This is a genomic window from Pediococcus inopinatus (genome assembly GCF_002982135.1).
GTDB lineage: Bacteria > Bacillota > Bacilli > Lactobacillales > Lactobacillaceae > Pediococcus > Pediococcus inopinatus.
The window spans coordinates 886,531-910,416 of sequence record NZ_CP019981.1 but is presented as its reverse complement, the minus strand read 5'-3'; the positions used below and the strand labels follow the sequence as shown (position 1 = coordinate 910,416).

The following is a 23,886-nucleotide window of genomic DNA, read 5'->3' as shown; positions in this document are numbered from 1 at the left end:
GTGAGGTTTGCCATTGATACAGACGATTATTACATTCATAATTGTATTTGGAATTCTGGTTATTGTTCATGAATTTGGTCATTTTTATTTTGCTAAAAAATCTGGGATCTTAGTCCGTGAATTTTCAATCGGAATGGGACCTAAAATTTATGCATATTCTAAAAACGCAACAACGTATACAATTCGAATTTTGCCGGTAGGTGGTTATGTCCGTATGGCGGGACTGGAAGATGCAGATGAAGAATTAAAACCTGGAATGCCAGTCAGTTTAATCACTGGTGATAATGGCAAAGTTGAAACAATCAACACAAGTCATGACACAACGCTTCTCAATGGTATTCCAGTTGAAATAACCGAAAGTGATTTAGAAAAGGAGCTTTGGATTGAAGGCTATGAAAATGGCGATGAGGAGACCCTCAAACGTTATGAAGTTGATCATGACGCGTCAATTATTGAAGCTGATGGCACAAAGGTAAGAATTGCCCCAAAAGATGTTCAATTTCAGTCAGCCAAATTATGGCAACGAATTTTGACTAATTTTGCAGGGCCGATGAATAATTTTATTCTGGCGATTGTGGTGTTTGCGCTTGTTGGTATTTTGCAAGGACAGGTTCCTACTAATTCTAATCAGATTACTGTTATTCAGGATTCCGTTGCTGCTAAAGCCGGTTTAAAATCGCAGGATCGGATTATTTCCGTGAATGATAAAAGCACAAAAGATTGGTCAGATTTACAGGATGCTGTTTCTAGCCGTCCTGGTAAAAAAACTAAAATGACCATCAAACGAAATTCTAAGAAAATCACTCTGCAGATTACGCCCAAATCGGTTAAGCAAAATGGAACAAAGACCGGACAAATCGGGATTGAAAGTACCATGACCAAAAGTATCACTGCCAGAATTGCTTATGGATTTACGGAAACCTGGAAGTTAACGACCATGATTTTCGCACTCCTAGGTCATATGATTACACATGGAGTAAGTGTGAATGATTTTGGAGGTCCAGTCGCTATTTATGCGCAAACTTCTGCTGCAGCTAAATTAGGTTTTACTTCTGTGTTAACAATGTTAGCTTATTTATCACTGAACTTAGGGATTGTTAATTTAATCCCAATTCCCGCGTTGGATGGTGGTAAAATTTTGCTTAATTTCATCGAAGGGATCAGACGAAAACCACTAAAACCAGAGACGGAAGGAATCATCACTCTGATTGGGTTTGGACTCCTGATGCTTTTAATGATTCTTGTAACTTGGAATGACATTCAACGCTATTTCTTAAAATAATATTTATTTACGGAGGAAAACATGAAACAATCAAAAATATTAATTCCTACTTTGAAAGAGGTACCAAATGACGCCGAGGCAAAAAGCCATCAAATGATGCTTCGTGCTGGATATATTCGACAGGTATCAGCCGGAATGTACGCATATTTACCACTTGCTTTCCGGACAATCGAGAAAATTAAAAAAATTATTCGGACTGAAATGGAAAAAATCGATGCTGTGGAAATGCTGGTACCAGCGGTTCTTCCAGCGGAATTATGGGAAAAATCTGGCCGTCTTGAAACATATGGTCCAGAATTATTCAAATTTAAAAATCGTCACGATCGCGATTTTATTCTTGGCCCTACGCATGAGGAAACCTTTACAACCCTTATTCGTGATGAGGTGAAATCGTATAAACGGTTACCTTTGACGTTGTATCAAATTCAAATGAAATATCGAGATGAGGATCGGCCTCGCTACGGATTGCTCCGTGGACGGGAATTTTTGATGAAGGATGCTTACTCTTTCCATGCTGAAACAGACAGTTTGGACCAAACTTTCCGTGATATGGAAAAAGCTTACCAAAATATTTTTGACGCTTGCGGTTTGAACTATCGTGAAATTGTGGGTGATGCTGGTGCAATGGGTGGTAATGATTCAAAAGAATTCTCTGCAATTGCGCCTGTAGGGGAAGACACTATTGCTTACTCTGAAGAAAGCGACTATGCCGCAAATCTTGAGATGGCAAGCAGTAAATATATTGAGTCAAAGGCTGCGCCTGAGACACCAAAAGATCTTGAAAAAGTGGAGACACCAAATGCCAAAACGATCGATGAAGTTGCAGATTTTCTCCATGTTGAAACAAACAAACTAATTAAGACCCTTTTGTTTATTGCGGACGACAAGCCTGTTATGGTTTTAGTGCGTGGTGATGATCAGGTTAATGAAGTTAAGGTTAAAAACTTCCTCAAAGCGGATGAATTAGTAGCTGCGACAGACGATCAAGCGGAACAATATTTAAATGCTAATTTTGGTTCATTAGGGCCAGTTGGAATTGATTCCGACAAGATTACAATTCTTGCTGATCTTTATGTCAAGATGATGAGCAATTCAATCGTCGGTGCTAACCAAAATGGTTATCACTATAAAAACGTGAATTTGGATCGGGATTTGAAAGTAACTCAATTTGGTGATTTTCGGACTGCTCAAGAAGGCGAACTGGCTCCAGATGGTAAAGGAAAATTACAATTTACTAAAGGAATCGAAATTGGTCACATTTTCAAAATAGGCACACGTTATTCTGATTCCCTTGGAGCTACTATTTTAGATGAAAACGGCCGTGCTAAGCCAGTCATCATGGGTTGTTACGGAATCGGCGTTAGTCGTTTATTATCCGCAATTGCTGAACAAAAGGCAGATGATCATGGGTTAGTTTGGCCACGTAACATTGCGCCATTTGACGTACATGTAATTCCTGTGAATGGTAAAAATAAAGAACAAATGGAGATGGCTAATCAAATCGCTCAAACAATGACTGCAGCCGGTTATGAAGTGCTTGTTGATGATCGTAAGGAGCGAGCTGGTGTTAAGTTTGCTGATTCAGATTTAATTGGGATTCCGGTCCGAATTACAGTGGGTAAAAAATCCTCAGAAGGTATCGTAGAAGTTAAATTACGTGAGACCGGTGAAACTCTTGAAGTCAAAATTGAGGAATTACAAAATTCGGTTGGGATTCTCTTAAAAAGCGATAAATAATATTTTTAAGTGATCGTTAACTTCATAATAAATTAAAAATAACGGCAGATTGATGATGGGTTGACTTGAATCTCAATTTGTCGTTATATTCATGAATTTAAAAATAATTTGTGTAGTTTTCTAAAAAGGGAAGGAATTAAATTTTGAGTTTAAATACTAGTGAGCAATTTCAAAAACTTCTCGAACAAATTGACTATCCTCAACCAAATGAGCCAAGTTTTGCTGAGGCTGAAATCAAAAAAGTTGTTGTGCATAAAAAATCAAAAACGTGGGCTTTTTCGTTTCGGTTTAAAGAATGTTTGCCATTCCCAATTTTCCAAGAGTTTTACAATCATTTACAAGTAGCTTTTAGCTCAATTGCTACTGTCTCGTTTGAAATTGAAACTCAAAGTTCAAAATTGGATAGTCATCTAATTGCAAATTATTGGGATTGGATTGTTAAGAACAGTCATATTTCTTCGCCGCTTACGCAAGAATTGTGTGGCCATAACTTACCATATATGAACGACGGACGGGTAATCTTTGCGGCACAAAACGAAGTTGTTCAAGGTTTTTTGACTTCGACGGCGCTAGGACCAATCGAAAGTACTTATAAACAATATGGGTTTCCTGAATTTTCGATTCATACAATTGTTGATGATTCAGATTCACAAAGCATGATTAAGGAATTAAAGGCGAAAAAGGAAAAAAGTGATGCCGCATTAGCTCAAAAAGCTTCGCAGGCGATTCTAAAACAGACTGAAAAACGGCAAAAAAAGGCAGCTAACGGGATTCCTGATGGCGGGCCTGTACGGATTGGTAAACAAATTAATCCAGATGCCGAAGTCACACGTTTGGAACAGATTACACAAGAAGAACGTTCAGTTGTTGTTGAAGGATATATTTTTGATGCAGAAGTTAGAACGTTGCGGTCAAAAAGACAATTACTGATTTTTAAAGTTACCGATTACAGTTCTTCGATCACCGTTAAAAAATTCTCAAAGAATGAATCCGAAGAACAATTGTTTTCTACCATTCAAAAAGGGCTTTGGGTAAAAGTACGTGGGAGTATTCAAGAAGATACTTTCATGAGAGATCTTACGCTGAACGCTTATGATGTAATGGAAGTAAGTCATCCCACACGACAAGATACAGCTCCTGCAGATAAGAAACGTGCAGAGCTGCATTTACATACTAATATGAGTCAAATGGATGCGACAAATAATATTACGGATTTTGTGAAGCAGGCGGCTAAGTGGGGACAAAAGGCGATTGCAGTGACGGATCACTCTGGCCTACAGGCTTTTCCGGATGCATATGCTGCGGGTAAGAAAAATAATGTCAAAATTTTATATGGTGTAGAAGCTAACCTGGTTGATGATGGGGTGCCAATTGGTTATAACGATAAAAAAGTGGCGTTAAAAGGTGCAACCTATGTGGTATTTGATACTGAAACGACGGGGCTTTCTGCAATTTATGATAAGGTAATTGAACTTTCTGCCGTTAAAATGCAGGATGGAAATGTGATTGATCAATTTGAAGAATTTATTGATCCCGGTTTTCATTTATCTGATGTCACAACTAATTTAACAAGTATTACAGACCAAATGGTTCATGGATCTAAATCCGAGAAAGAAGTTTTTTCTCTGTTTCGGGATTTTTATAAAGATGCCATTATCGTTGGCCATAACGTTACATTTGATATTGGTTTTATGGATACTGGCTATGCACGTTATGATATGCCACCCATCACTAATCCAATTATTGATACATTGACGTTGGCGCGTTTCTTGTATCCAACCCTTAAAAGTTATCGTTTAAATACACTTGCTAAAAAATTCGGCGTCAGCCTAGAACATCATCATCGTGCGATTTATGATGCGGAATCAACCGGTCACTTGTGTCATCTTTTCCTAAAAGATGCAGAAGATCGCTATCATATTAATTATCATAGCCAGTTGAATGAACATATGACTGAAAATGACGCGTATAAACATGCACGTCCAGCGCATGCAGTTTTGATTGCGCAAACCCAGGCCGGATTAAAAAATCTGTTTCGATTAGTTTCGCTTTCCAATGTAAAATATTATTATCGCGTGCCAAGAATACCTAAGTCTGAGTTGGAACGGCTGCGAGATGGTATTTTAGTTGGGTCGGCATGCAGTACCGGTGAAGTCTTTACAGCCATGATGCAAAAAGGTAAAGAAGAAGCCAAACAAAAGGCGAAGTTTTACGATTATTTAGAAGTAATGGCAAAACCGGTTTACCAGCCAGAAATTGAGCAAGGATTGATCCAAGATAATCGGCATCTAGAAGAAATTATCTCTAACATCGTTGATCTTGGAAAAGAATTGAAAAAACCTGTTGTCGCAACAGGCGATGTTCATTACCTAAATCCAGAAGACTATATTTATCGAAAAATTTTGATCAATTCTCAAGGCGGGGCCAATCCGCTCAATCGGTCTAAATTACCTGATGTGCATTTTCGAACGACTAATGAAATGTTAGACGAATTTGCGTTCTTAGGGAAAGAAAAGGCAGAAGAGCTTGTCGTCACAAACCCGGGCAAAATTGTTGATATGGTGACTGATGTGAAACCTGTCAAAGATAAGCTTTATACGCCTAAAATGCCCGGGGCTGAAGATCAAATCGAAAAGCTTACTATGGATAAAGCGCATGAGTTATACGGAGACCCGTTACCACAGTTGGTTAAAGAGCGTTTGGATAAAGAATTAAAAAGTATTATCGGAAATGGTTTTTCTGTTATTTATTTAATTGCCCAACGACTTGTTCATAAAAGTAATAAAGATGGGTATTTAGTTGGTTCACGAGGGTCCGTCGGCTCAAGTTTGGTAGCGACAATGTCTGGAATTACTGAAGTAAATCCATTACCACCGCATTATCGCTGTCCAAATTGCCAATACACCAAGTTTTATACCAAAGGAGAATATGGTTCTGGATTTGATTTACCTGATGAAGTTTGCCCAAATTGCCAAACACCTTTAGTTGGTGACGGCCAGGATATTCCCTTTGAAACATTCTTAGGTTTTAAGGGAGACAAAGTTCCTGATATTGATTTGAATTTCTCAGGCGATTATCAACCAATTGCCCATAATTATATGCAGGTTTTATTTGGAAAGAAGAACGTTTTTAGAGCTGGAACAATTGGAACGGTGGCTGATAAAACGGCTTATGGGTATGTTAAGGCATACGAGCGTGATACCGAACAAACCTTCCGAAACGCTGAAATTGATCGACTTTCGAGCGGTGCCACTGGTGTTAAACGAACAACCGGGCAACATCCTGCCGGAATTCTAATCGTGCCAGACTATATGGATATTTATGATTTCACACCCATCCAGTATCCTGCTGATGATCAGTCGGCAGCTTGGGAAACAACTCATTTTGACTTCCATTCAATTCATGACAACATTTTGAAGATGGATATTTTGGGACATGATGATCCGACCATGATTCGTGCTTTACAAGATCTTTCTGGGATTGATCCAAAAACAATTCCAACTGATGATCCTGGAGTAATGAAATTATTTACTGGTCCAGAAATTCTGGGAGTTACAGCCGAACAAATTCAATCAAAAACAGGAACCTTTGGTGTGCCTGAATTTGGGACGAGATTTGTGCGGGGCATGTTGGAGGAAACCCATCCCACAACTTATGCTGAATTGCTCCAAATTTCTGGTTTATCCCATGGGACGGATGTTTGGTTGGGCAATGCAGAAGAATTAATTAAAGCGGGGACTGTAACCCTGAAAGATGTCATTGGTTGTCGTGATAATATTATGACCGATTTAATTCATTACGGAATGGATTCACAAACTTCTTTTCAAATTATGGAAAGTGTTCGTCATGGACGAGGAATTCCTGATGGTGACGAAGATAAAATGCGTAACTCAAACGTGCCAGAATGGTACATTGATTCTTGTGGAAAGATTAAATATATGTTTCCACGAGCGCATGCTTCAGCCTATGTGTTAATGGCACTTAGAATTGCCTATTTCAAGGTCTATTTCCCAATTCTTTATTACAGTGCATACTTTAGTGTTCGTGCTGATGATTTTGACTTAGTTTCTATGTCACATGGCAAGGACGCGGTTAAAAAAGCAATGAAAGATATCAATGATAAAGGAATGGATGCTTCGACAAAAGAAAAAAATCTTTTGACGGTGTTGGAATTAGCCAATGAGATGATCGAACGTGGATTCACGTTTAAGATGGTTGATGTCAATAAATCTGATGCTTCCCAATGGTTAATCGATGGTAACTCTTTATTAGCACCTTTTAACGCTGTTCCAGGTTTAGGCTTAAACGTTGCTAAACAAATTGTTGCAGCTCGTGAAGATAAGCCGTTTCTTTCAAAAGAAGACCTTTCCAAACGTGGTAAAGTTTCGAAGACGTTAATTGACTTTATGACAGAGAATGGTGTTTTAGCTGATTTGCCTGATGAAAATCAATTATCTTTGTTCGACATGTAGCTAATTTGAACGGTGTCAAGGGATATGTTATAATTATTATTGAATCTAAGTGTAGCAAGTGAGTGAGCAGATAATGCTCACTCTTTTTCTTGAGAATATTTGAAATTTATTGGAGGTTTGAGTTTGGCAAGTGTTGTAGAAACTGTACAAAAAGAAGTGAAGCCCCTCATCGAATCACATCATTTTGATTTGGTGGATATTGAGTTTGTGAAGGAAGGAAAAAGCTGGTATCTTCGCGTTTATATTGATAAACCGGGTGGCGTTACAATTGAAGATTGCGCTGAGGCTAGCGATCAAATTAGTGAAAAATTAGATAGTTTGGATCCCGATCCGTTTCCGGAGGCTTATTTCTTAGAGGTTTCTTCTCCAGGCGCTGAACGGCCAATTAAGACCTCTGATGACTGGCAACGAGCAGTTGGCCAGTACATTCATATTTCTTTATATGCGCCAGTTGATGGTCAAAAAGTTTTTGAAGGAACACTTGATGACTATTCCGGTACTGATTTAACGCTGACGTATATGGCTAAAACTAGAAAAATCAGCAAACAATTTGATGTGAAACAAATTGGGTTTGCCCGTTTCGCTATCAAATTCTAAAAAGGAGAATCTAAAATGAGCAAAGAAATGGTTAGTGCCCTTAATACTTTGGAAGAGGAAAAGGGGATTAAAAAAGAAGTCGTTATTGAGGCTTTGGAGGCTGCATTAGTTTCTGCTTACAAACGGAATTATGACCAGGCTCAAAATGTGGAAGTAGACTTTGATGAAAAAAAAGGCGATATCCACGTGTACGCAGTTAAAGAAGTCGTTGAAGATGTTGAAGATAGTCAACAACAAGTAAGTTTAACTGATGCTTTGGCGATCAATAAAGATTATGAACTTGAAGATCACATTAAGTTTGAAGTGACCCCTAAAAACTTTGGCCGGATTGCTGCCCAAACAGCTAAACAAGTCATTTTACAGCGGGTTCGTGAAGCTGAACGCGAAATCGTTTATAATAAGTATAGTGAGTATGAAAACGAAATTGTGACTGGCGAAGTCGCTCGACGAGATAATCGCTTTGTCTATGTAGATCTAAACGGTGTTGAGGCTGTAATGTCTAAGGCAGACCAGATCCCAACCGAACGTTATGAACCACATGATCATATTAAGGTTTATGTGACAAAGGTTGAAAATAGTGGTAAAGGTGCTCAGGTTTTTGTCAGTCGGAGCACTCCAGATCTATTGAAACGATTATTCGAGCAAGAAGTTCCAGAAATCTTTGATGGAACTGTCGAAATTGTTTCGGTAGCACGTGAAGCTGGTGATCGTGCCAAAGTTGCTGTTCGATCTAACGACCCTGATATTGATGCGGTAGGTACTTGTGTTGGTCCTCGTGGACAGCGAGTCCAAACCATCGTTAATGAGCTAAACGGCGAGAATATGGACATTGTTGAATGGGAAGATGACGCTGCAAAATACATCTCAAACGCATTAAACCCCGCTGAAGTTTTGGATGTTTTGTTTGATGAAGAAAATGAGCGTGCATGCATGGTGATCGTTCCAGATTATCAGTTATCCTTAGCAATCGGTAAACGCGGCCAAAATGCTCGTTTAGCTGCCAAATTAACTGGTTATAAAATTGATATTAAATCAGAGACTGACGCCAGTGATTTGGTTGAAGAACCAGATGAAGAGGATACTACAGATTCAGAATCAGACGCTGAGTAAGCAGATTTAATTGGAGGCCCATTAGTTATGAAAAAAAGAAAAATTCCGCTACGCAAGGATATTGTAACGGGTGAAATGTTTCCAAAAAAGGAGCTTGTTCGGGTTGTAAAAAACAAGGAAGATGAAGTTTCTTTGGATCCAACTGGGAAAAAGCCTGGTCGTGGTGCTTACATTGGTTTAGACGTCAAAATTGCCGAACGTGCTAAGGCAGAACGAACTTTTGATAAAGCTTTTAAAATCAAGGTAGAAGATGATTTTTATGATGAATTGATTGCTTATGTTGATCATCAACAAGCCCGGAAAGAACTTTTTAAAGATGAATGATCAAGAACGCTTTTCTAACCTGCTTGGTTTAGCACGAAGAGCGGGAAAGTTGATTTCAGGTGAACAACAAGTGTTACAATCAATTCGAAGCCAAAAAGCTAAAATCGTGGTTGCTAGTACAGACTTAGGGGCTGCAACGCAAAAGAAAATTTCTGATAAATGCACCACATATGAAATCCCCTTAATTTCATTTATGGATCGCATTGAAATTAGCCAGGCAATTGGTCAAGCCAGAACAGTGGTGGCAATCGAAGATCATGGATTTGCCAAAGCACTATTAAAATTAAATATTGAAGAAGGAGCGTGAAGATATGGGGAAAAAACGCATATATGAAATAGCTAAGGAAATTAATGTTTCCAGTAAGGACATCATCTCTAAGGCTAAAGAAGATGGATTTGATGTTAAAAACCACATGTCCACACTGGATGAAGGCGAAGAACGTAAAATTCGCTCTTCATTTGTGAAAAATAACAGTAAACAAGAAGGTACAACTGCCAAAAAACCAACCATGTACAGATCAGCCAAAACTGGAAAAACAGTTGTAGAACGATCTGACAATAAAGATAATAAAGCTGGCTCGCATCAACAACCAGCACAAGCACACACATCTCAGACTGCCAAACCAGTTCGTCATGATCAGGCTCAATCACATAATCGCCCTGCAGCAAATGGGACGACAAATGTTAACCATTCACAAAACAAGAGTGGCAATACAGCCCGTCCTCAACAACATTCTGGACAAAATCAGACGAGAAGCAATTCACAAAATACGCAGAATCGTAGTTCACAGAATAGTCGTCCAAATCAATCTACTTCGACAAGCAATAGTGGTAATCGGACATCGAACTCTAATCGATCAAATACCAGTTCAAATCGATCAAGCTCAAACACGAACCACTCAAATACTAGTTCGAACAGAACAACGAATTCGACGCGTTCAAATTCGAACTACAATAAGCCTAGTTCTAATTCAAATCGCACTAGTTCAAATTCGAACCGTTCGACCGGCAATAGTAACAGTCAAGGCTCTTCTAACTCAAGAAATAATCGTGGTTCTAGCTTTGGCGGCCGTAATCGTTTCAATAATCGAAATCGATATACTAAAAAAGTTAAGAAGAATGGCCGTTTGCGTGAAGTGAACAACAAACCAGCGCCAGTCCGTAAGGATAAGCCATTACCAAGTGTATTTGAGTACAATGATGGCACTAACGTTGCAGAAATCGCTAAAAAAATTCATCGTGAACCAGCAGAAATTATCAAAAAATTATTTATGCTTGGTGTTATGGTGAACCAAAATCAAACGTTAGATAAAGATATTATTGAAATTCTAGCAGATGATTACGGAATTAAGGCTGAGGAAAAACAAGAGGTCAACGTTTCAGATATTGATAAGATGTTTGAAGAAGAAGAAACAAATACTGACCATCTTGTTAGCCGACCACCAGTTGTTACAATCATGGGACACGTTGATCATGGGAAAACAACTTTATTAGATAATCTTCGTCACAGTCACATTACTGCTGGTGAAGCTGGTGGAATTACCCAAGCAATTGGTGCTTATCAACTAAAACATGATGGTAAATTAATTACTTTCTTAGATACTCCAGGACATGCTGCGTTTACTGAAATGCGGGCACGTGGTGCTGATATTACTGATATTACAATTTTGGTAGTTGCTGCTGATGATGGTGTTATGCCACAGACAATCGAAGCAATTAATCATGCTAAGGCTGCAAATGTACCAATTATCGTGGCGGTTAATAAAATTGATAAACCAGGTGCTAATCCTAAACATGTTATGGAACAGTTAACAGAATATGGTTTGGTTTCTGAAGATTGGGGTGGTGATACCATCTTTGTAGAGATTTCTGCGAAGTTTGGTAAAAATATTGATGAATTACTTGATATGGTCATTCTCCAATCTGAAGTTATGGAACTAAAGGCCAACCCAGATCAAAATGGTGCTGGTTCAGTTATTGAAGCTAGCCTAGATCCTGGTAAGGGATCCATTGCTACCGTTCTTGTGCAACAAGGAACCGTGCGGATTGGTGATCCAATTGTCGTTGGAAATACATTTGGTAGAATTCGTACCATGACCAACGAATTAGGTCGTCGGGTTAAAGAAGCTACGCCATCAACTCCAGTTGAAATCACTGGGTTAAGTGATGTACCAGAAGCTGGGGATCGATTTGTGGTGTTTGACGATGAAAAATCTGCTCGTGCAGCTGGTGAGGAACGTGCTAAAGAAGCATTGATGGAAGAGCGTCGTGCAGACAACCATGTTACCTTAGATAACTTATTCGATTCTCTTAAAGAAGGAGAAATGAAGGAAGTCAACATCATCATTAAAGCTGACGTTCAAGGTTCTGTTGAAGCCCTTTCTGGTAGTTTGAAGAAAATTGACGTTAAAGGTGTTCGAGTTAACATCATTCATACTGCCGTTGGTGCCATTAACGAAAGTGATGTTGCTTTAGCCGAAGCCAGTGATGCCATTATTATTGGTTTCAATGTGCGCCCAACAAACCAAGCTAAACAGCTTGCAGATTCTTCGAGTGTTGATATTCGTTTACATCGAGTTATTTATAACGCTATTGATGAAGTTGAATCAGCAATGAAGGGAATGCTTGAACCAACCTATGTTGAACAGGTCACAGGTCAGGTTGAAGTTCGTCAGATCTATAAAGTTTCTCATGTTGGAACCGTTGTGGGTGGTTATGTTACAGAAGGCTTCATTCAAAAAGATAGCGGCGTTCGTTTGGTTCGTGATGGGGTCGTTATTTATGAAGGTAAATTAGCCAGTCTGAAACGTTTCAAAGATGATGCTAAACAGGTTAAACAGGGATTTGAGTTAGGTCTTACAATTGATGGCTATAACGATATCAAAGTTGACGATGTGATTGAGGCCTATATCATGAAAGAAGTTCCTGTAGAATAGGAGGTTCCAAATGGCAAGAATGTATCGTTCCGATCGCCTTGGGCAAGAGATAGAAAAAGAAATTAGTGATATTATGCGTAAACGAGTTCGTGATCCTCGTGTTCAGGGAATCACAATTACGGGTGTAAATGTCACTGGAGATTTGCAACAGGCCACCGTTTACTACAGTATTTTGTCAGATAAGGCTTCTGATGGACAAAAAGTTGCCCAAGGGCTTGAAAAAGCAAAAGGCTTAATCCGTAGTGAGCTTGGGTCCCGGTTATCGATTTATAAAACACCAGAGTTAATTTTTGAACGTGATGCATCTGTTCAATATGGTAGCCGAATCGATCAATTGATCAATAAACTTAATACAAAAGAATAGTTTTCTATTTATTACGCAAAAGAATGGTCAGAATTTTAATGACCATTCTTTTTTTATCGTCATTTATCCATCTATGATATAATTTAACAGGAAAAATAGGAGGCATTTACATGAATGGAATTGTTCCTTTGTACAAACCACGTGGTATGACAAGTTTTGATTGTGTATCCAAAATTCGTGGTATCTTACACCAAAAAAAAGTTGGACACAGTGGGACTCTAGATCCTAATGTAGATGGTGTTTTACCAATTTGCGTGGGGAAAGCCACTAAGGTTGTCCCTTATTTGATGGCTTCAGGAAAAGTTTATGAGGGATCCGTCACATTGGGATTTTCCACGACTACCGAGGATCTTGATGGGGATATCGTCGAACAACAAACAATAACCCAAGCTTTTTTAGATGGTGAAATTGATGAGGCAATGTTCAGTTTGACCGGCGAGATAACGCAAATTCCTCCCATGTATTCGGCTATAAAGATTAACGGAAAAAAATTATACGAATATGCTCGGGAAGGCATCGAAATAGACAGGCCGGCAAGAAAAGTAACGATTAAATCCTTTGAGCGGATCGGTGATCCCAAATTTGACCCTCAAAAAGGAACTCAAACTATTAATTTTAAAGTCCAATGCAGCAAAGGAACTTATGTACGGACCCTAGCAGTCGATTTGGGGAGAAAACTTGGTGTTCCAGCCGTTATGTCTCAATTAACGAGAACTCAAAGTGGGGGTTTTCAAATTGAAGATACGATTACTTTCTCAAAACTAGAAGAAGCGGTTGAAAATGGAACTATTGAAACTTTGTTAACACCGCTAGATCATGCTTTGGAAAAATATCCCCACTTTGCATTAAATGAAGACTTATGGACCAGAGTTCAAAATGGGGCAGTTTTAAAACGTAGCAATTTTGATCAACCAAAAGATGCGGAACCAGTGCTTGTCTTAACGCATGCAGATCGAGTTCAGGCTTTATATCAATATGATCAAGAAAGGGCAGCATATCGGCCATTAACTATGCTGCTAACGGAATAGGAGAATTTGTATGAAAATCATTTATTTACATCATCCGTATGACGTTAACCAAATTACGGATGATAAAGTCGTTATGGCAATGGGATTTTTCGGTGGTGTGCATCTAGGACATCAAGCTGTATTGAAACAGGCTCGAAAAGTAGCTGATCAACGGAAGTTACCTCTTGCAGCTATGACGTTTGATCACCACCCGTCTGTTGTGTTTCCAAAGCCAGAGTTAGACGGCACACTGTATTTAAGCTCGGTTAAGCGAAAGGCCGAATTAATGCAGAAATTTGGGGTAGATTTACTATATGTGGTGAGTTTTACATCTAAGCTGGCCAATTTGACCCCTCAGGATTTTGTCGACCAGTATATGGTTGACCTTTGCGCTCAGGTGATTGTGGCCGGCTTTGATTATACTTATGGCCCCCGCAAAATTGCCGATATGGCGCATTTATCAACGTATGCTAAAAACAGATTTGAAATTGTGACTGTTCCAGAATTTCTCTTAGACGGTGAAAAAGTGAGCTCAACGCGAATCAGAACAGATTTAAAACAAGGTGATGTAGATCACGCCAACCTATTTCTTGGGTACATCTACCAAACTAGTGGCTTAGTGGTTCATGGCGAAGCTCGTGGTCGCACATTAGGGTTTCCAACTGCTAATATCTTATCCGATCCTAAAGCTAGGATTCCTGGGATCGGGATTTACGCCGTCCGAATCAAAATCGGATCTAAATGGTATTTAGGCATGGCATCGGTTGGGCGCAACGTTACTTTTGGTGAACATCGTCCAATCACGTTAGAAATTAATATTTTTGATTTTGACCAGGAGATTTATGGAGAAATGGTTCGGGTTGATTGGTATCACTATGTTCGTGGTGAAATTAAATTTGACGGTGCAGAGGGATTAATCGATCAATTAAAGGCAGACGAAAAGAATATTCGGCAGTATTTTGCGAATTTGACTATATAATGCAAAAAAATGTTTGACTATTGTTGACTTTTAGAAAAACATTTGGTATCTTTAATAGTGTCTTAGCACTCCAATGTACTAAGTGCTAAAAGAGGTGATGGTTTTGCTGACAGATAGAGAGTTACTGATTTTAAAAGCAATCGTTCAAATATACACGGACGATGGGCAACCGGTTGGCTCAAAAGCATTGGTTAGTCAATTACCGATCCACGTTAGTTCGGCAACGATTCGAAACGAAATGGCAACATTAGAAGAAAAAGGTTTGCTTAAAAAGACACATTCTTCTTCTGGACGGGTGCCTTCAATTAAGGGGTACCGTTATTATGTGGATAATTTGTTGAAGCCTGATAAGGTTCAATCAAGTGATTTACGTCGCATTCGTTCTTCATTCAATCAACAGTTTCAAGAGATTGATGATATCGTAGCTGAATCTGCAGATATGCTTTCTAAATTGACTAGTTATACTGCTTTCACAGTGAAACCGGAGCTTAAGGATGCTAAGCTTGAAGGCTTTCGATTAGTTCCGCTTGGGAATCATCGGGTGATGGCGATCTTGGTTACTGATAATGGTGATGTTCAAAATCGCACGTTTAAGGTTCCTAGCAGCGTTAACCCAGAGGCGTTAGAATCTGTAATTCGAATTATTAATGATCAGCTAGTGGGATTAACATTAGGTGAGGTATTCAAACGACTGGAAACAGATATTCCGATGCAAATCGGAAAATATATAGAAACTCCAGATGGATTCTTAGATATCTTTGAAGATGTTTTGAAGAAATCGGCTACAGAACGTTTCTTTGTTGGTGGCCGTTTGAACCTTTTAGATTTTTCAAAGCAGCCTGATGTAAGTTCGCTTCGGTCGTTATATTCATTGATGGGACGGTCAACAGATCTCGCTGATGTATTAGGCGGATCACTTGATCAGAATATCCAGGTTCAAATTGGCAATGAAATTACCAATAATTTGTTGAAAAATTATAGTCTGATTACAGCCACATATGACGTTGATCAGCATGGTAAGGGTGTCATTGCGATCTTAGGCCCGACTAGTATGCCATATTCTAGAATGATTGGATTGGTTGGTGCGTTTCGAACAGAATTAGCGCAGCGATTAATAGATTATTACCACGATATTGATGATATTTGAGAGGTGTGAATGTAGTGTCTGAAGATAAAAAAGTTGAAGAAACTGAAAAAACGGCAGAGGAGACGAACGAAAAGTCTAAACCAGCCAAAGAAACAACAACTAAATCAGAAAAAAAAGCTAAAAAGCATGGCAAGTCAAATAAACAAATTGAAGAGTTACAAACGCAGATTAGTGAATTAACTGGTAAGGTTGATGCTATAACTGATCAATATATTCGTGCTAAGGCTGAAATTGCTAATATTCAAAAGCGCAACGAAAAAGAGCAGGCTAACCTAGTTAAATATGATGGTCAACATTTAGCCAAAGATATTCTTCCGGTTATTGATAACTTGGAACGAGCTTTATCCATTGAGGTTTCAGATGAGAGCGGTGTTCAGCTCAAAAAGGGAATCCAGATGGTGTATGATCATATGAGTAAGGCGCTTAAAGACAATAACGTAACTGAGATTGAGGCTGAGGGCCAATCCTTTGATCCTCAAATTCATCAAGCAGTCCAAACAGTGCCTGTTGAAGATGGTAAAGAAGCAGACCAGATTGTTAGTGTTTTACAAAAAGGTTATATGTTAAAAGACCGTGTTTTACGACCAGCAATGGTTGTCGTGGCACAATAAAAAATATATAAAGAGGGATAATAAAAATGGCAAGCAATAAAATTATTGGAATTGATTTAGGAACCACAAATTCTGCAGTTGCAGTGCTCGAAGGCGACAAGCCAAAGATTATTACAAACCCAGAAGGTAACCGTACTACACCTTCAGTGGTTGCATTTAAGAATGGTGAAACACAAGTTGGGGAAGTTGCAAAACGACAAGCAATTACAAATCCTGATACAATTGTTTCCATCAAACGTCATATTGGCGAAAGTGGCTACACCGTTTCAGCAAACGGTAAATCATACACACCTCAAGAAATTTCAGCAATGATTCTTGAATATTTAAAACATTATGCAGAAGACTATCTTGGTGACACAGTTGAAAAAGCTGTTATTACCGTTCCTGCATACTTTGACGATTCTCAACGTCAAGCTACTAAAGATGCTGGTAAGATTGCTGGATTAGATGTTGAACGAATTATTAACGAACCAACAGCTTCCGCGTTAGCTTATGGCCTAGACAAACAAGATAAAGATGAAAAAGTCTTAGTTTATGATCTTGGTGGAGGAACTTTTGATGTTTCGATTCTTGAATTAGGCGATGGTGTTTTCCAAGTTCTTTCTACTAATGGTGATACTCATCTTGGTGGTGATGATTTTGACCAAAAGATCATCGATTGGCTTGTTGCTGAGTTCAAGAAGGACAATGGTGTTGACCTTTCTCAAGATAAGATGGCCTTACAACGTTTGAAGGATGCAGCTGAAAAAGCTAAGAAAGATCTTTCTGGCGTAAATGAAGCTCAAATTAGCTTACCATTTATCTCTGCTGGGGCTAATGGTCCTTTACATTTGGAAAAGACCTTAACACGTGCACAATTTGATCAAATGACATCAGACCTTGTTGCACGCACTAAGACACCTGTAGATAATGCGTTACGTGATGCTGGCCTTTCAACCAGTGAAATTGATGAGGTTATCCTTAATGGTGGGTCAACTCGAATCCCTGCAGTTCAAGAAGCTGTTAAGAATTGGACAGGCAAAGAACCTAACCATTCAATTAACCCTGATGAAGCTGTTGCCATTGGTGCTGCAGTCCAAGGTGGTGTTTTGACTGGTGATGTTAAAGACGTCGTTTTGCTTGATGTCACACCACTTTCATTAGGAATTGAAACAATGGGTGGGGTCTTCACTAAGTTGATTGACCGCAATACAACCATTCCAACAAGTAAATCACAAGTATTCTCCACTGCTGCTGATAGTCAACCAGCTGTTGATATTCACGTCCTTCAAGGCGAACGACCAATGGCTGCCGATGACAAAACACTTGGAAGATTCCAATTAACGGACATTCCACCGGCACCTCGTGGCGTTCCCCAAATCGAAGTTAAATTCGATATCGATAAAAACGGAATTGTTAATGTTTCCGCAACCGATAAGGGAACTGGTAAGAATCAGAAGATTACAATTAAGAGTTCTTCGGGTCTTTCAGACGAAGAAATTGATCGGATGATGAAAGAAGCTAAAGAAAACGCCGATGCTGATGAGAAACGTAAAGAGGAAGTTGATCTTAAAAACGAAGTTGAACAATTAATCTTTACAACTGACAAGACGCTTAAAGAGCTTGATGGCAAAGTATCCAAAGAAGAAATTCAAAAAGCTAAGGATGCTGAAGATGCTTTGAAGAAAGCACAAAAAGATAATAACGTTGAGGATATGAAGACTAAGAAAGATGACTTGAATAAGATTGTTCAAGATCTTTCAGTTAAACTCTATCAACAAGCTCAAGAACAGGAGAAAGCTAAGGGCGGTAAAGATGATTCTGCAGCATCTGATAAAAAAGATGATAAAGGAACCGTTGATGGCGACTTTGAAGAAGTAGATCCTGACAAAGACAAAAACAAGTAATTAATTACTTGATAGTTAATAAAAAGTCAAAGTCAAAACAGACTTTGGCTTTTTATTGCATATAGTCTATGATATTCTAAGTTTATTGATAAAAATGGAGGTTCATAATGGCGGAGAATAAAGATTACTATGAAATCCTGGGAGTATCCAAAGACGCATCTGCCGATGAAATTAAAAAGGCATACCGTAAGCTGTCAAAAAAATACCATCCTGATTTAAATAAGGCACCTGGCGCAGAGCAAAAGTTTAAGGACGTTAATGAAGCTTATGAAGTTTTAAATGATGAACAAAAGCGTGCTCGCTATGATCAATACGGCTCTGCTGATGCAAACGCCGGATTTGGGGGCGGAGGCGGCTTTAATTCCTCTGACTTCGGTGGCTTTGGCGGTGGTAACAGTGGCGGTTTCGATGATATCTTTAGCCAATTCTTTGGTGGCGGAGGCGGTCGAACCCGTAGTGCTCAACCTAACCAGCCTCAACAAGGAGAAGATCTGCAGTATCAAATGGATCTGACTTTTGAAGAGGGTGTGTTTGGTAAAAAAACAACCATCAAGTACAATCGTGAAGCAACGTGTGGGACGTGTAACGGTTCCGGAGCTAAACCAGGAACTACCCCTGAGACTTGTTCGAAGTGTCATGGGGCTGGTTACATTCAAGTTACGCAAAACACCCCATTGGGTCGAATGGTTTCTCAACAGGTCTGTGATGTTTGTCACGGAACTGGAAAAGAAATTAAAGAGAAATGTCCTACTTGTGCCGGTTCGGGTCATGTAAACGAACGTCATGAAGTTAAAGTTACTGTTCCAGCAGGTGTTGAAGATGGACAACAAATGCGTCTTCAAGGACAAGGAGAAGCTGGCACTAATCAAGGCGGATATGGTGATTTATTTATAATTTTCCGAGTATCTCCAAGTAAAGTCTTCAAACGAGATGGAGCGGAAATTTATTTAGACCAACCGATAACCTTTGTACAGGCTGCTCTTGGTGATGAAATTACCGTTAAGACGGTTCACGGCGATGTTAAGATGAAGGTTCCTGCTGGTACCCAGACCGGAACAACTTTCCGTCTGAGAGGCAAAGGAGCACCACGCTTACGTGGCAATGGCAACGGTGACCAACAAGTTACTGTGAATGTCACAACCCCTAAGAGCTTGAATCACGAACAACGAGAAGCTATGCGGTCATTCGCAAAGGCTAGCGGAGAAACAGTTTCAGGCAGCGGTAAAGCAGGTTTTTTCGATAAATTTAAATAGTAAATTCAAAACACGACTCCTAATGTGAGACGTGTTTTTGTTTATATAATTTTGGGTGAACCGTTTGGCTTCAGAAATCCAATAATTGAGATTGTCATAAAACGTTGCTATAATAGGATGAATGAAGTTAGATGAAAGTAGGAATAAAATGCCAGAATACAAAGACTTAAAAGATCGTCAGCGGCATATTAGAAATTTTTCGATCGTTGCCCATATTGATCATGGTAAATCAACTTTGGCTGATCGAATTTTGGAATTAACAGATACTGTGGCTAAGCGAGACATGCAAGATCAATTATTAGATTCAATGGATCTTGAACGTGAACGTGGAATCACAATTAAATTAAACGCGGTAGAACTTCACTATACAGCTAAGAATGGGGAAGTATACATCTTTCATTTAATTGATACTCCTGGACACGTTGATTTTTCGTATGAAGTTTCAAGAAGTTTAGCTGCCTGTGAAGGAGCAGTTTTAGTTGTGGATGCTGCTCAAGGCGTGGAAGCCCAAACACTTGCCAACGTCTATTTAGCTTTAGATGATAATCTTGAAATTGTCCCTGTAATTAATAAAATTGATCTACCATCTGCAGATCCAGAACGGGTACGTCAAGAAATTGAAGACGTGATTGGACTTGATGCTTCTGATGCCGTTTTAGCGAGCGCAAAAAAGGGAATTGGAATTTCGGAGCTTTTAGAGCAGATTGTGGCCAAAGTTCCTGCTCCAGATGGTGATTTAAATGCACCATTAAAGGCTTTGATCTTCGATTCTAAATATGATGATTATCGAGGCGTTGTTTTAAGTGTCCGTCTGTTTGATGGTATGGTTAAGCCTGGAGATCATATTCGATTGATGAATGGTGGTACTGAGTACGAAGTGACTGAAGTGGGCGTTAACTCACCTAAACCTATCAAACGAGACTATTTAATGTCTGGTGACGTGGGTTATTTGACGGCTAGCATCAAAGATATCAAAGATACACGAGTTGGTGATACGGTAACAAGTAGTAAATCACCTGCCAAAGATGCCTTGCATGGTTATCGCGAAATGAGTCCCATGGTATACGCTGGGTTGTATCCTACTGACAATGCGAAGTTCAACGATTTACGGGAGGCTTTGGAAAAACTACAATTAAATGATGCGGCACTTGAATTTGAGCCTGAATCATCACAGGCATTAGGGTTTGGTTTCCGATGTGGATTTCTCGGTCTATTACACATGGACGTGATTCAGGAACGTTTGGAACGAGAATTTAATTTAGATCTCATTACTACCGCGCCTTCCGTAACGTACCATGTAGAGTTAACAGATGGTGGAGAAAAAGTAGTGGAAAATCCATCTGACATGCCAGATGCTGCAAATATCAAAGATGTTAAAGAACCATTCGTTAAGGCCTCAATTATGGTGCCTAATGACTATGTGGGAGCAGTTATGGAACTGTGCCAACATCGACGCGGAGTTTTTGATACGATGGACTATTTAGATACCTATCGGGTAAATGTGGTTTACTATCTACCGTTATCTGAAATTATTTTTGACTTTTTTGATAAACTTAAATCTGGTACTCACGGGTATGCATCGCTAGATTACGAATTGGAAGACTATCGGCCAAGCGATTTGGTTAAAATCGATATTCTTTTGAATAGTAAAAAAGTTGATGCGCTTAGTTTTATTGCCCATCGTGATTTTGCTAAACAGCGGGCAATTGAAATTACGGGTCGGCTGAAGAAAATTATTCCCCGACAGAATTTTGAGATTCCTATCCAGGCTGCAATTGGAGTTAAGATAATTTCTCGGACTAACATTAAAGCATATCGAAAAGATGTGACCTCCAAGATTCATACTGGTGATCCTGATCGAAGAGCTAAACTTCTAGACAAACAAAAACGTGGAAAAAAACGGATGAAATCAGTTGGAACAGTAGAAATCCCACAAGAAGCTTTCATGGCAGTTTTACAGACTGATACTGAACAAAATGATAATAAGTAAAATCTATTAGCATTTACAAATCGTTAACATTAGGATATGAATATCATACTAGTGAAAAAGTTAGCGAGATAAACTCATCAAATTGGTTTACTTTTTGCTAATAATAGCTTAATATAATGATTAACAAGAACGTGATTAAGGCGCTTTGAACAATTTTTTGGAGGTGTTATTATTTTAAAGCGAACGAAACAGTTCATGAACTCCAATAAATATAAATATGAAAAACGTTATTTCAGACCATTAATGACCCCTGAAAATGTTTATGTGTTTAAATTTGGAAAAGAAGAATTGAATAACCGTTTAATTATCAAGTATACACATACTTGGACTGGGCGAATTAAGATTAGGGAGATCGATTTAAGGCTGCATAAACAGCAGCATCCCCGTATCTTTAAACGTGAATCTGAGTTGATCAAGTATTTGAAAAAGCACGTTGATGTTAAAGAGCAATCAACGGCTAAACGAAACGGCGTAGCTTCGAAAAAAGTTACAACAAAATAATAGTTAAATGAACAGCTAACTGGTTTGGAAAAACAAACTAGTTAGCTGTTTTCGTCACAAATCAATCTTTTCTCTATCGTTAAATTTGACGTTTTCTAAAATTAAGTGTATCTTAACTTTAGCAAATCCTTTAAAGATGTCCTGTGAGACTTCAAAGGTAGTCTAGAATAAAGTTAAATCAATCCGCTTATTCTAAACCCCTTTGAGTGTGCCCATAGCTCAGAGGGGTTTTAATATTATAGGAGGGTTTTACATGGCAAAAGAAAAAGAATTTCATAATGATGATGTCGTCTTAGACATTCATGATCGGCCAACTTTAGGTCATTGGATAGGTCTGTCTATTCAACATATGTTCGCAATGTTTGGCTCAACCGTGTTAGTCCCAATTTTAGTAGGTTTGAATCCTGGAATTGCCTTATTCAGTTCCGGAGTTGGGACTTTAATTTACATATTAATTACTAAAGGAAAGATTCCGGCATATATGGGATCAAGTTTTTCTTTTATCGTGCCAATGGTCGCTTTGATGAAAACGACCGGATATCCTGGAATCGCACAAGGAACGGTTGCCGTCGGTTTAGTTTACTTAATTGTTGCCTTGATGGTCAGCGTTGTAGGATCTGATTGGATAAATAAAATTCTTCCGCCCATTGTTGTGGGGCCAATTGTGATGGTTATTGGGCTTTCTTTGGCAGGAACTGCGGCAACAGATGCCACCATGCGGACCTTAGCATCTGGGAAAACAACGTATGACTGGCGCTACTTTGTCGTTGCTCTGATAACTTTATTGGTTACGATCGGATTTAACATGTATTTGAAGGGCTTTATTAGTCTTATCCCAATTCTCCTTGGAATAGTTGTAGGTTATGTAGTGGCGGCCTTAATGGGAATTGTTGATTTTAGTGGAGTAGCTTCAGCAGCCTGGTTCTCACTTCCTAAATTTCAAGTACCATTTTTAACTTATCACTTTCATTTTTATTGGGGCGCAGTTTTAAGTTTGGCGCCAATCGCCTTTGTCACGATGACCGAACATACGGGACATATTATGGTACTAAACAAGCTAACTAAGCGGAATTTCTTTGTTGACCCTGGATTGAATCATACCTTAGCTGGTGATGGGACAGCTTCAATTATTGCCGGCCTTGTAGGTGGACCTCCAGTAACTAGTTATGGTGAAAATATCGGTGTATTAGCCATCACGAAAGTGCACAGTGTGTACGTTTTGGCCGGAGCAGGCGTATTTGCGATTATCTTTAGTTTCATTGGGAAATTAAGTGCTTTAATTCAAAGCATTCCATCCCCGGTAATTGGTGGTATAAGTTTCTTGTTGTTCGGAACCATTGCTTCAAACGGGTTACGAGTGCTAATTGATGAAAAAATTGATTTTAACATCAAACGAAATTTGATGATTGCATCCGCAATTCTGGTTATCGGAATTGGAAATGCTTATTTAAAACTTGGGCAATACCGGTTTTCTGGTTTAGCAGTTGCAACTGTTTTAGGAATTGGATTAAATCTAGTTCTTCCTCAAAAGGCAGCTAGTGAGCGGGAATTCTATGAAAAAAGAACCCAAGCAAAGAAATAGCTCAACTAAATTATTTACAGTTAAAAATTGAATTAATCATATTAATCTGGAAAGAATTTGAATGGTGCCTTGATTCAAATTCTTTTTGCTTTATCTGAATTCAAAGCT

The 23,886-nt window shown here is 38.9% G+C and carries 18 protein-coding genes; all 18 read left to right on the top strand.

The window, feature by feature from the left end; genetic code table 11:
- Positions 1 to 13 precede the first annotated feature (13 nt).
- The 18 genes from rseP (at position 14) to PI20285_RS04505 (ending at position 23,778) form a co-directional block, all read left to right on the top strand.
- Positions 14 to 1,282 (top strand): RIP metalloprotease RseP, encoded by a 1,269-nt coding sequence (gene rseP, locus PI20285_RS04590; RefSeq protein ID WP_057772037.1) that lies wholly within the window; start codon positions 14 to 16, stop codon positions 1,280 to 1,282.
- A 21-nt stretch (positions 1,283 to 1,303) separates the two neighbouring features.
- On the top strand, positions 1,304 to 3,019 hold the full coding sequence (locus tag PI20285_RS04585; protein WP_057772039.1) for a proline--tRNA ligase: 1,716 nt from the start codon (positions 1,304 to 1,306) through the stop codon (positions 3,017 to 3,019).
- A 143-nt stretch (positions 3,020 to 3,162) separates the two neighbouring features.
- The gene (locus PI20285_RS04580) at positions 3,163 to 7,491 is read left to right on the top strand and encodes a PolC-type DNA polymerase III (protein WP_057772041.1); all 4,329 of its coding nucleotides are present in this window, start codon (positions 3,163 to 3,165) and stop codon (positions 7,489 to 7,491) included.
- A 123-nt stretch (positions 7,492 to 7,614) separates the two neighbouring features.
- Complete coding sequence (rimP, locus tag PI20285_RS04575) at positions 7,615 to 8,088, top strand: ribosome maturation factor RimP (RefSeq protein ID WP_057772044.1); 474 nt, start codon at positions 7,615 to 7,617, stop codon at positions 8,086 to 8,088.
- Positions 8,089 to 8,103: 15 nt separating this feature from the next.
- Positions 8,104 to 9,198, top strand: a complete 1,095-nt coding sequence (nusA, locus tag PI20285_RS04570; RefSeq protein WP_057772046.1) for a transcription termination factor NusA — start codon at positions 8,104 to 8,106, stop codon at positions 9,196 to 9,198.
- Between the two features lie 27 nt (positions 9,199 to 9,225).
- Positions 9,226 to 9,522 carry an RNase P modulator RnpM gene (rnpM, locus tag PI20285_RS04565; protein ID WP_057772048.1) on the top strand — a complete coding sequence of 99 codons (297 nt, stop codon included), beginning with the start codon at positions 9,226 to 9,228 and terminating at the stop codon, positions 9,520 to 9,522.
- Positions 9,515 to 9,829: a L7Ae/L30e/S12e/Gadd45 family ribosomal protein gene (locus tag PI20285_RS04560; protein WP_057772049.1), complete on the top strand. Its 315-nt coding sequence runs from the start codon at positions 9,515 to 9,517 to the stop codon at positions 9,827 to 9,829. The genes rnpM and PI20285_RS04560 overlap by 8 nt, the downstream gene beginning before the upstream one ends.
- Before the next feature lie 4 nt (positions 9,830 to 9,833).
- Positions 9,834 to 12,458: a translation initiation factor IF-2 gene (gene infB, locus PI20285_RS04555; protein ID WP_057772051.1), complete on the top strand. Its 2,625-nt coding sequence runs from the start codon at positions 9,834 to 9,836 to the stop codon at positions 12,456 to 12,458.
- 10 nt (positions 12,459 to 12,468) lie between these two features.
- A complete protein-coding gene (gene rbfA / locus PI20285_RS04550) occupies positions 12,469 to 12,822 on the top strand; it encodes a 30S ribosome-binding factor RbfA (protein WP_057772053.1) in 354 nt (117 codons plus the stop codon).
- 110 nt (positions 12,823 to 12,932) lie between these two features.
- A complete protein-coding gene (gene truB / locus PI20285_RS04545) occupies positions 12,933 to 13,850 on the top strand; it encodes a tRNA pseudouridine(55) synthase TruB (protein WP_057772054.1) in 918 nt (305 codons plus the stop codon).
- Between the two features lie 10 nt (positions 13,851 to 13,860).
- Positions 13,861 to 14,808, top strand: a complete 948-nt coding sequence (gene ribF, locus PI20285_RS04540; RefSeq protein WP_057772056.1) for a riboflavin biosynthesis protein RibF — start codon at positions 13,861 to 13,863, stop codon at positions 14,806 to 14,808.
- A gap of 97 nt (positions 14,809 to 14,905) precedes the next feature.
- Positions 14,906 to 15,955, top strand: coding sequence for a heat-inducible transcriptional repressor HrcA (hrcA, locus tag PI20285_RS04535; protein ID WP_057772058.1), 1,050 nt, complete (start codon positions 14,906 to 14,908; stop codon positions 15,953 to 15,955).
- A gap of 14 nt (positions 15,956 to 15,969) precedes the next feature.
- The gene (gene grpE / locus PI20285_RS04530) at positions 15,970 to 16,566 is read left to right on the top strand and encodes a nucleotide exchange factor GrpE (protein WP_057772060.1); all 597 of its coding nucleotides are present in this window, start codon (positions 15,970 to 15,972) and stop codon (positions 16,564 to 16,566) included.
- 26 nt (positions 16,567 to 16,592) lie between these two features.
- Positions 16,593 to 18,452, top strand: coding sequence for a molecular chaperone DnaK (gene dnaK / locus PI20285_RS04525; protein ID WP_057772062.1), 1,860 nt, complete (start codon positions 16,593 to 16,595; stop codon positions 18,450 to 18,452).
- 107 nt (positions 18,453 to 18,559) lie between these two features.
- Positions 18,560 to 19,705: a molecular chaperone DnaJ gene (gene dnaJ / locus PI20285_RS04520; protein WP_057772064.1), complete on the top strand. Its 1,146-nt coding sequence runs from the start codon at positions 18,560 to 18,562 to the stop codon at positions 19,703 to 19,705.
- Positions 19,706 to 19,853: 148 nt separating this feature from the next.
- Positions 19,854 to 21,695: a translation elongation factor 4 gene (lepA, locus tag PI20285_RS04515; protein ID WP_057772208.1), complete on the top strand. Its 1,842-nt coding sequence runs from the start codon at positions 19,854 to 19,856 to the stop codon at positions 21,693 to 21,695.
- Between the two features lie 195 nt (positions 21,696 to 21,890).
- Positions 21,891 to 22,196, top strand: a complete 306-nt coding sequence (locus tag PI20285_RS04510; RefSeq protein WP_057772066.1) for a hypothetical protein — start codon at positions 21,891 to 21,893, stop codon at positions 22,194 to 22,196.
- A gap of 253 nt (positions 22,197 to 22,449) precedes the next feature.
- On the top strand, positions 22,450 to 23,778 hold the full coding sequence (locus PI20285_RS04505; RefSeq protein ID WP_057772068.1) for a uracil-xanthine permease family protein: 1,329 nt from the start codon (positions 22,450 to 22,452) through the stop codon (positions 23,776 to 23,778).
- Positions 23,779 to 23,886: the final 108 nt, after the last annotated feature.

Coding starts and splice junctions, on each gene's coding strand:
- dnaK (WP_057772062.1), top strand. CDS start 16,593: ATGGCAAGCAATAAAATTATTGGAATTGATTTAGGAACCACAAATTCT.
- PI20285_RS04560 (WP_057772049.1), top strand. CDS start 9,515: ATGAATGATCAAGAACGCTTTTCTAACCTGCTTGGTTTAGCACGAAGA.
- hrcA (WP_057772058.1), top strand. CDS start 14,906: ATGGTTTTGCTGACAGATAGAGAGTTACTGATTTTAAAAGCAATCGTT.
- dnaJ (WP_057772064.1), top strand. CDS start 18,560: ATGGCGGAGAATAAAGATTACTATGAAATCCTGGGAGTATCCAAAGAC.
- rbfA (WP_057772053.1), top strand. CDS start 12,469: ATGGCAAGAATGTATCGTTCCGATCGCCTTGGGCAAGAGATAGAAAAA.
- PI20285_RS04505 (WP_057772068.1), top strand. CDS start 22,450: ATGGCAAAAGAAAAAGAATTTCATAATGATGATGTCGTCTTAGACATT.
- lepA (WP_057772208.1), top strand. CDS start 19,854: ATGCCAGAATACAAAGACTTAAAAGATCGTCAGCGGCATATTAGAAAT.
- PI20285_RS04585 (WP_057772039.1), top strand. CDS start 1,304: ATGAAACAATCAAAAATATTAATTCCTACTTTGAAAGAGGTACCAAAT.
- PI20285_RS04510 (WP_057772066.1), top strand. CDS start 21,891: ATGAACTCCAATAAATATAAATATGAAAAACGTTATTTCAGACCATTA.
- truB (WP_057772054.1), top strand. CDS start 12,933: ATGAATGGAATTGTTCCTTTGTACAAACCACGTGGTATGACAAGTTTT.
- nusA (WP_057772046.1), top strand. CDS start 8,104: ATGAGCAAAGAAATGGTTAGTGCCCTTAATACTTTGGAAGAGGAAAAG.
- rnpM (WP_057772048.1), top strand. CDS start 9,226: ATGAAAAAAAGAAAAATTCCGCTACGCAAGGATATTGTAACGGGTGAA.
- ribF (WP_057772056.1), top strand. CDS start 13,861: ATGAAAATCATTTATTTACATCATCCGTATGACGTTAACCAAATTACG.
- infB (WP_057772051.1), top strand. CDS start 9,834: ATGGGGAAAAAACGCATATATGAAATAGCTAAGGAAATTAATGTTTCC.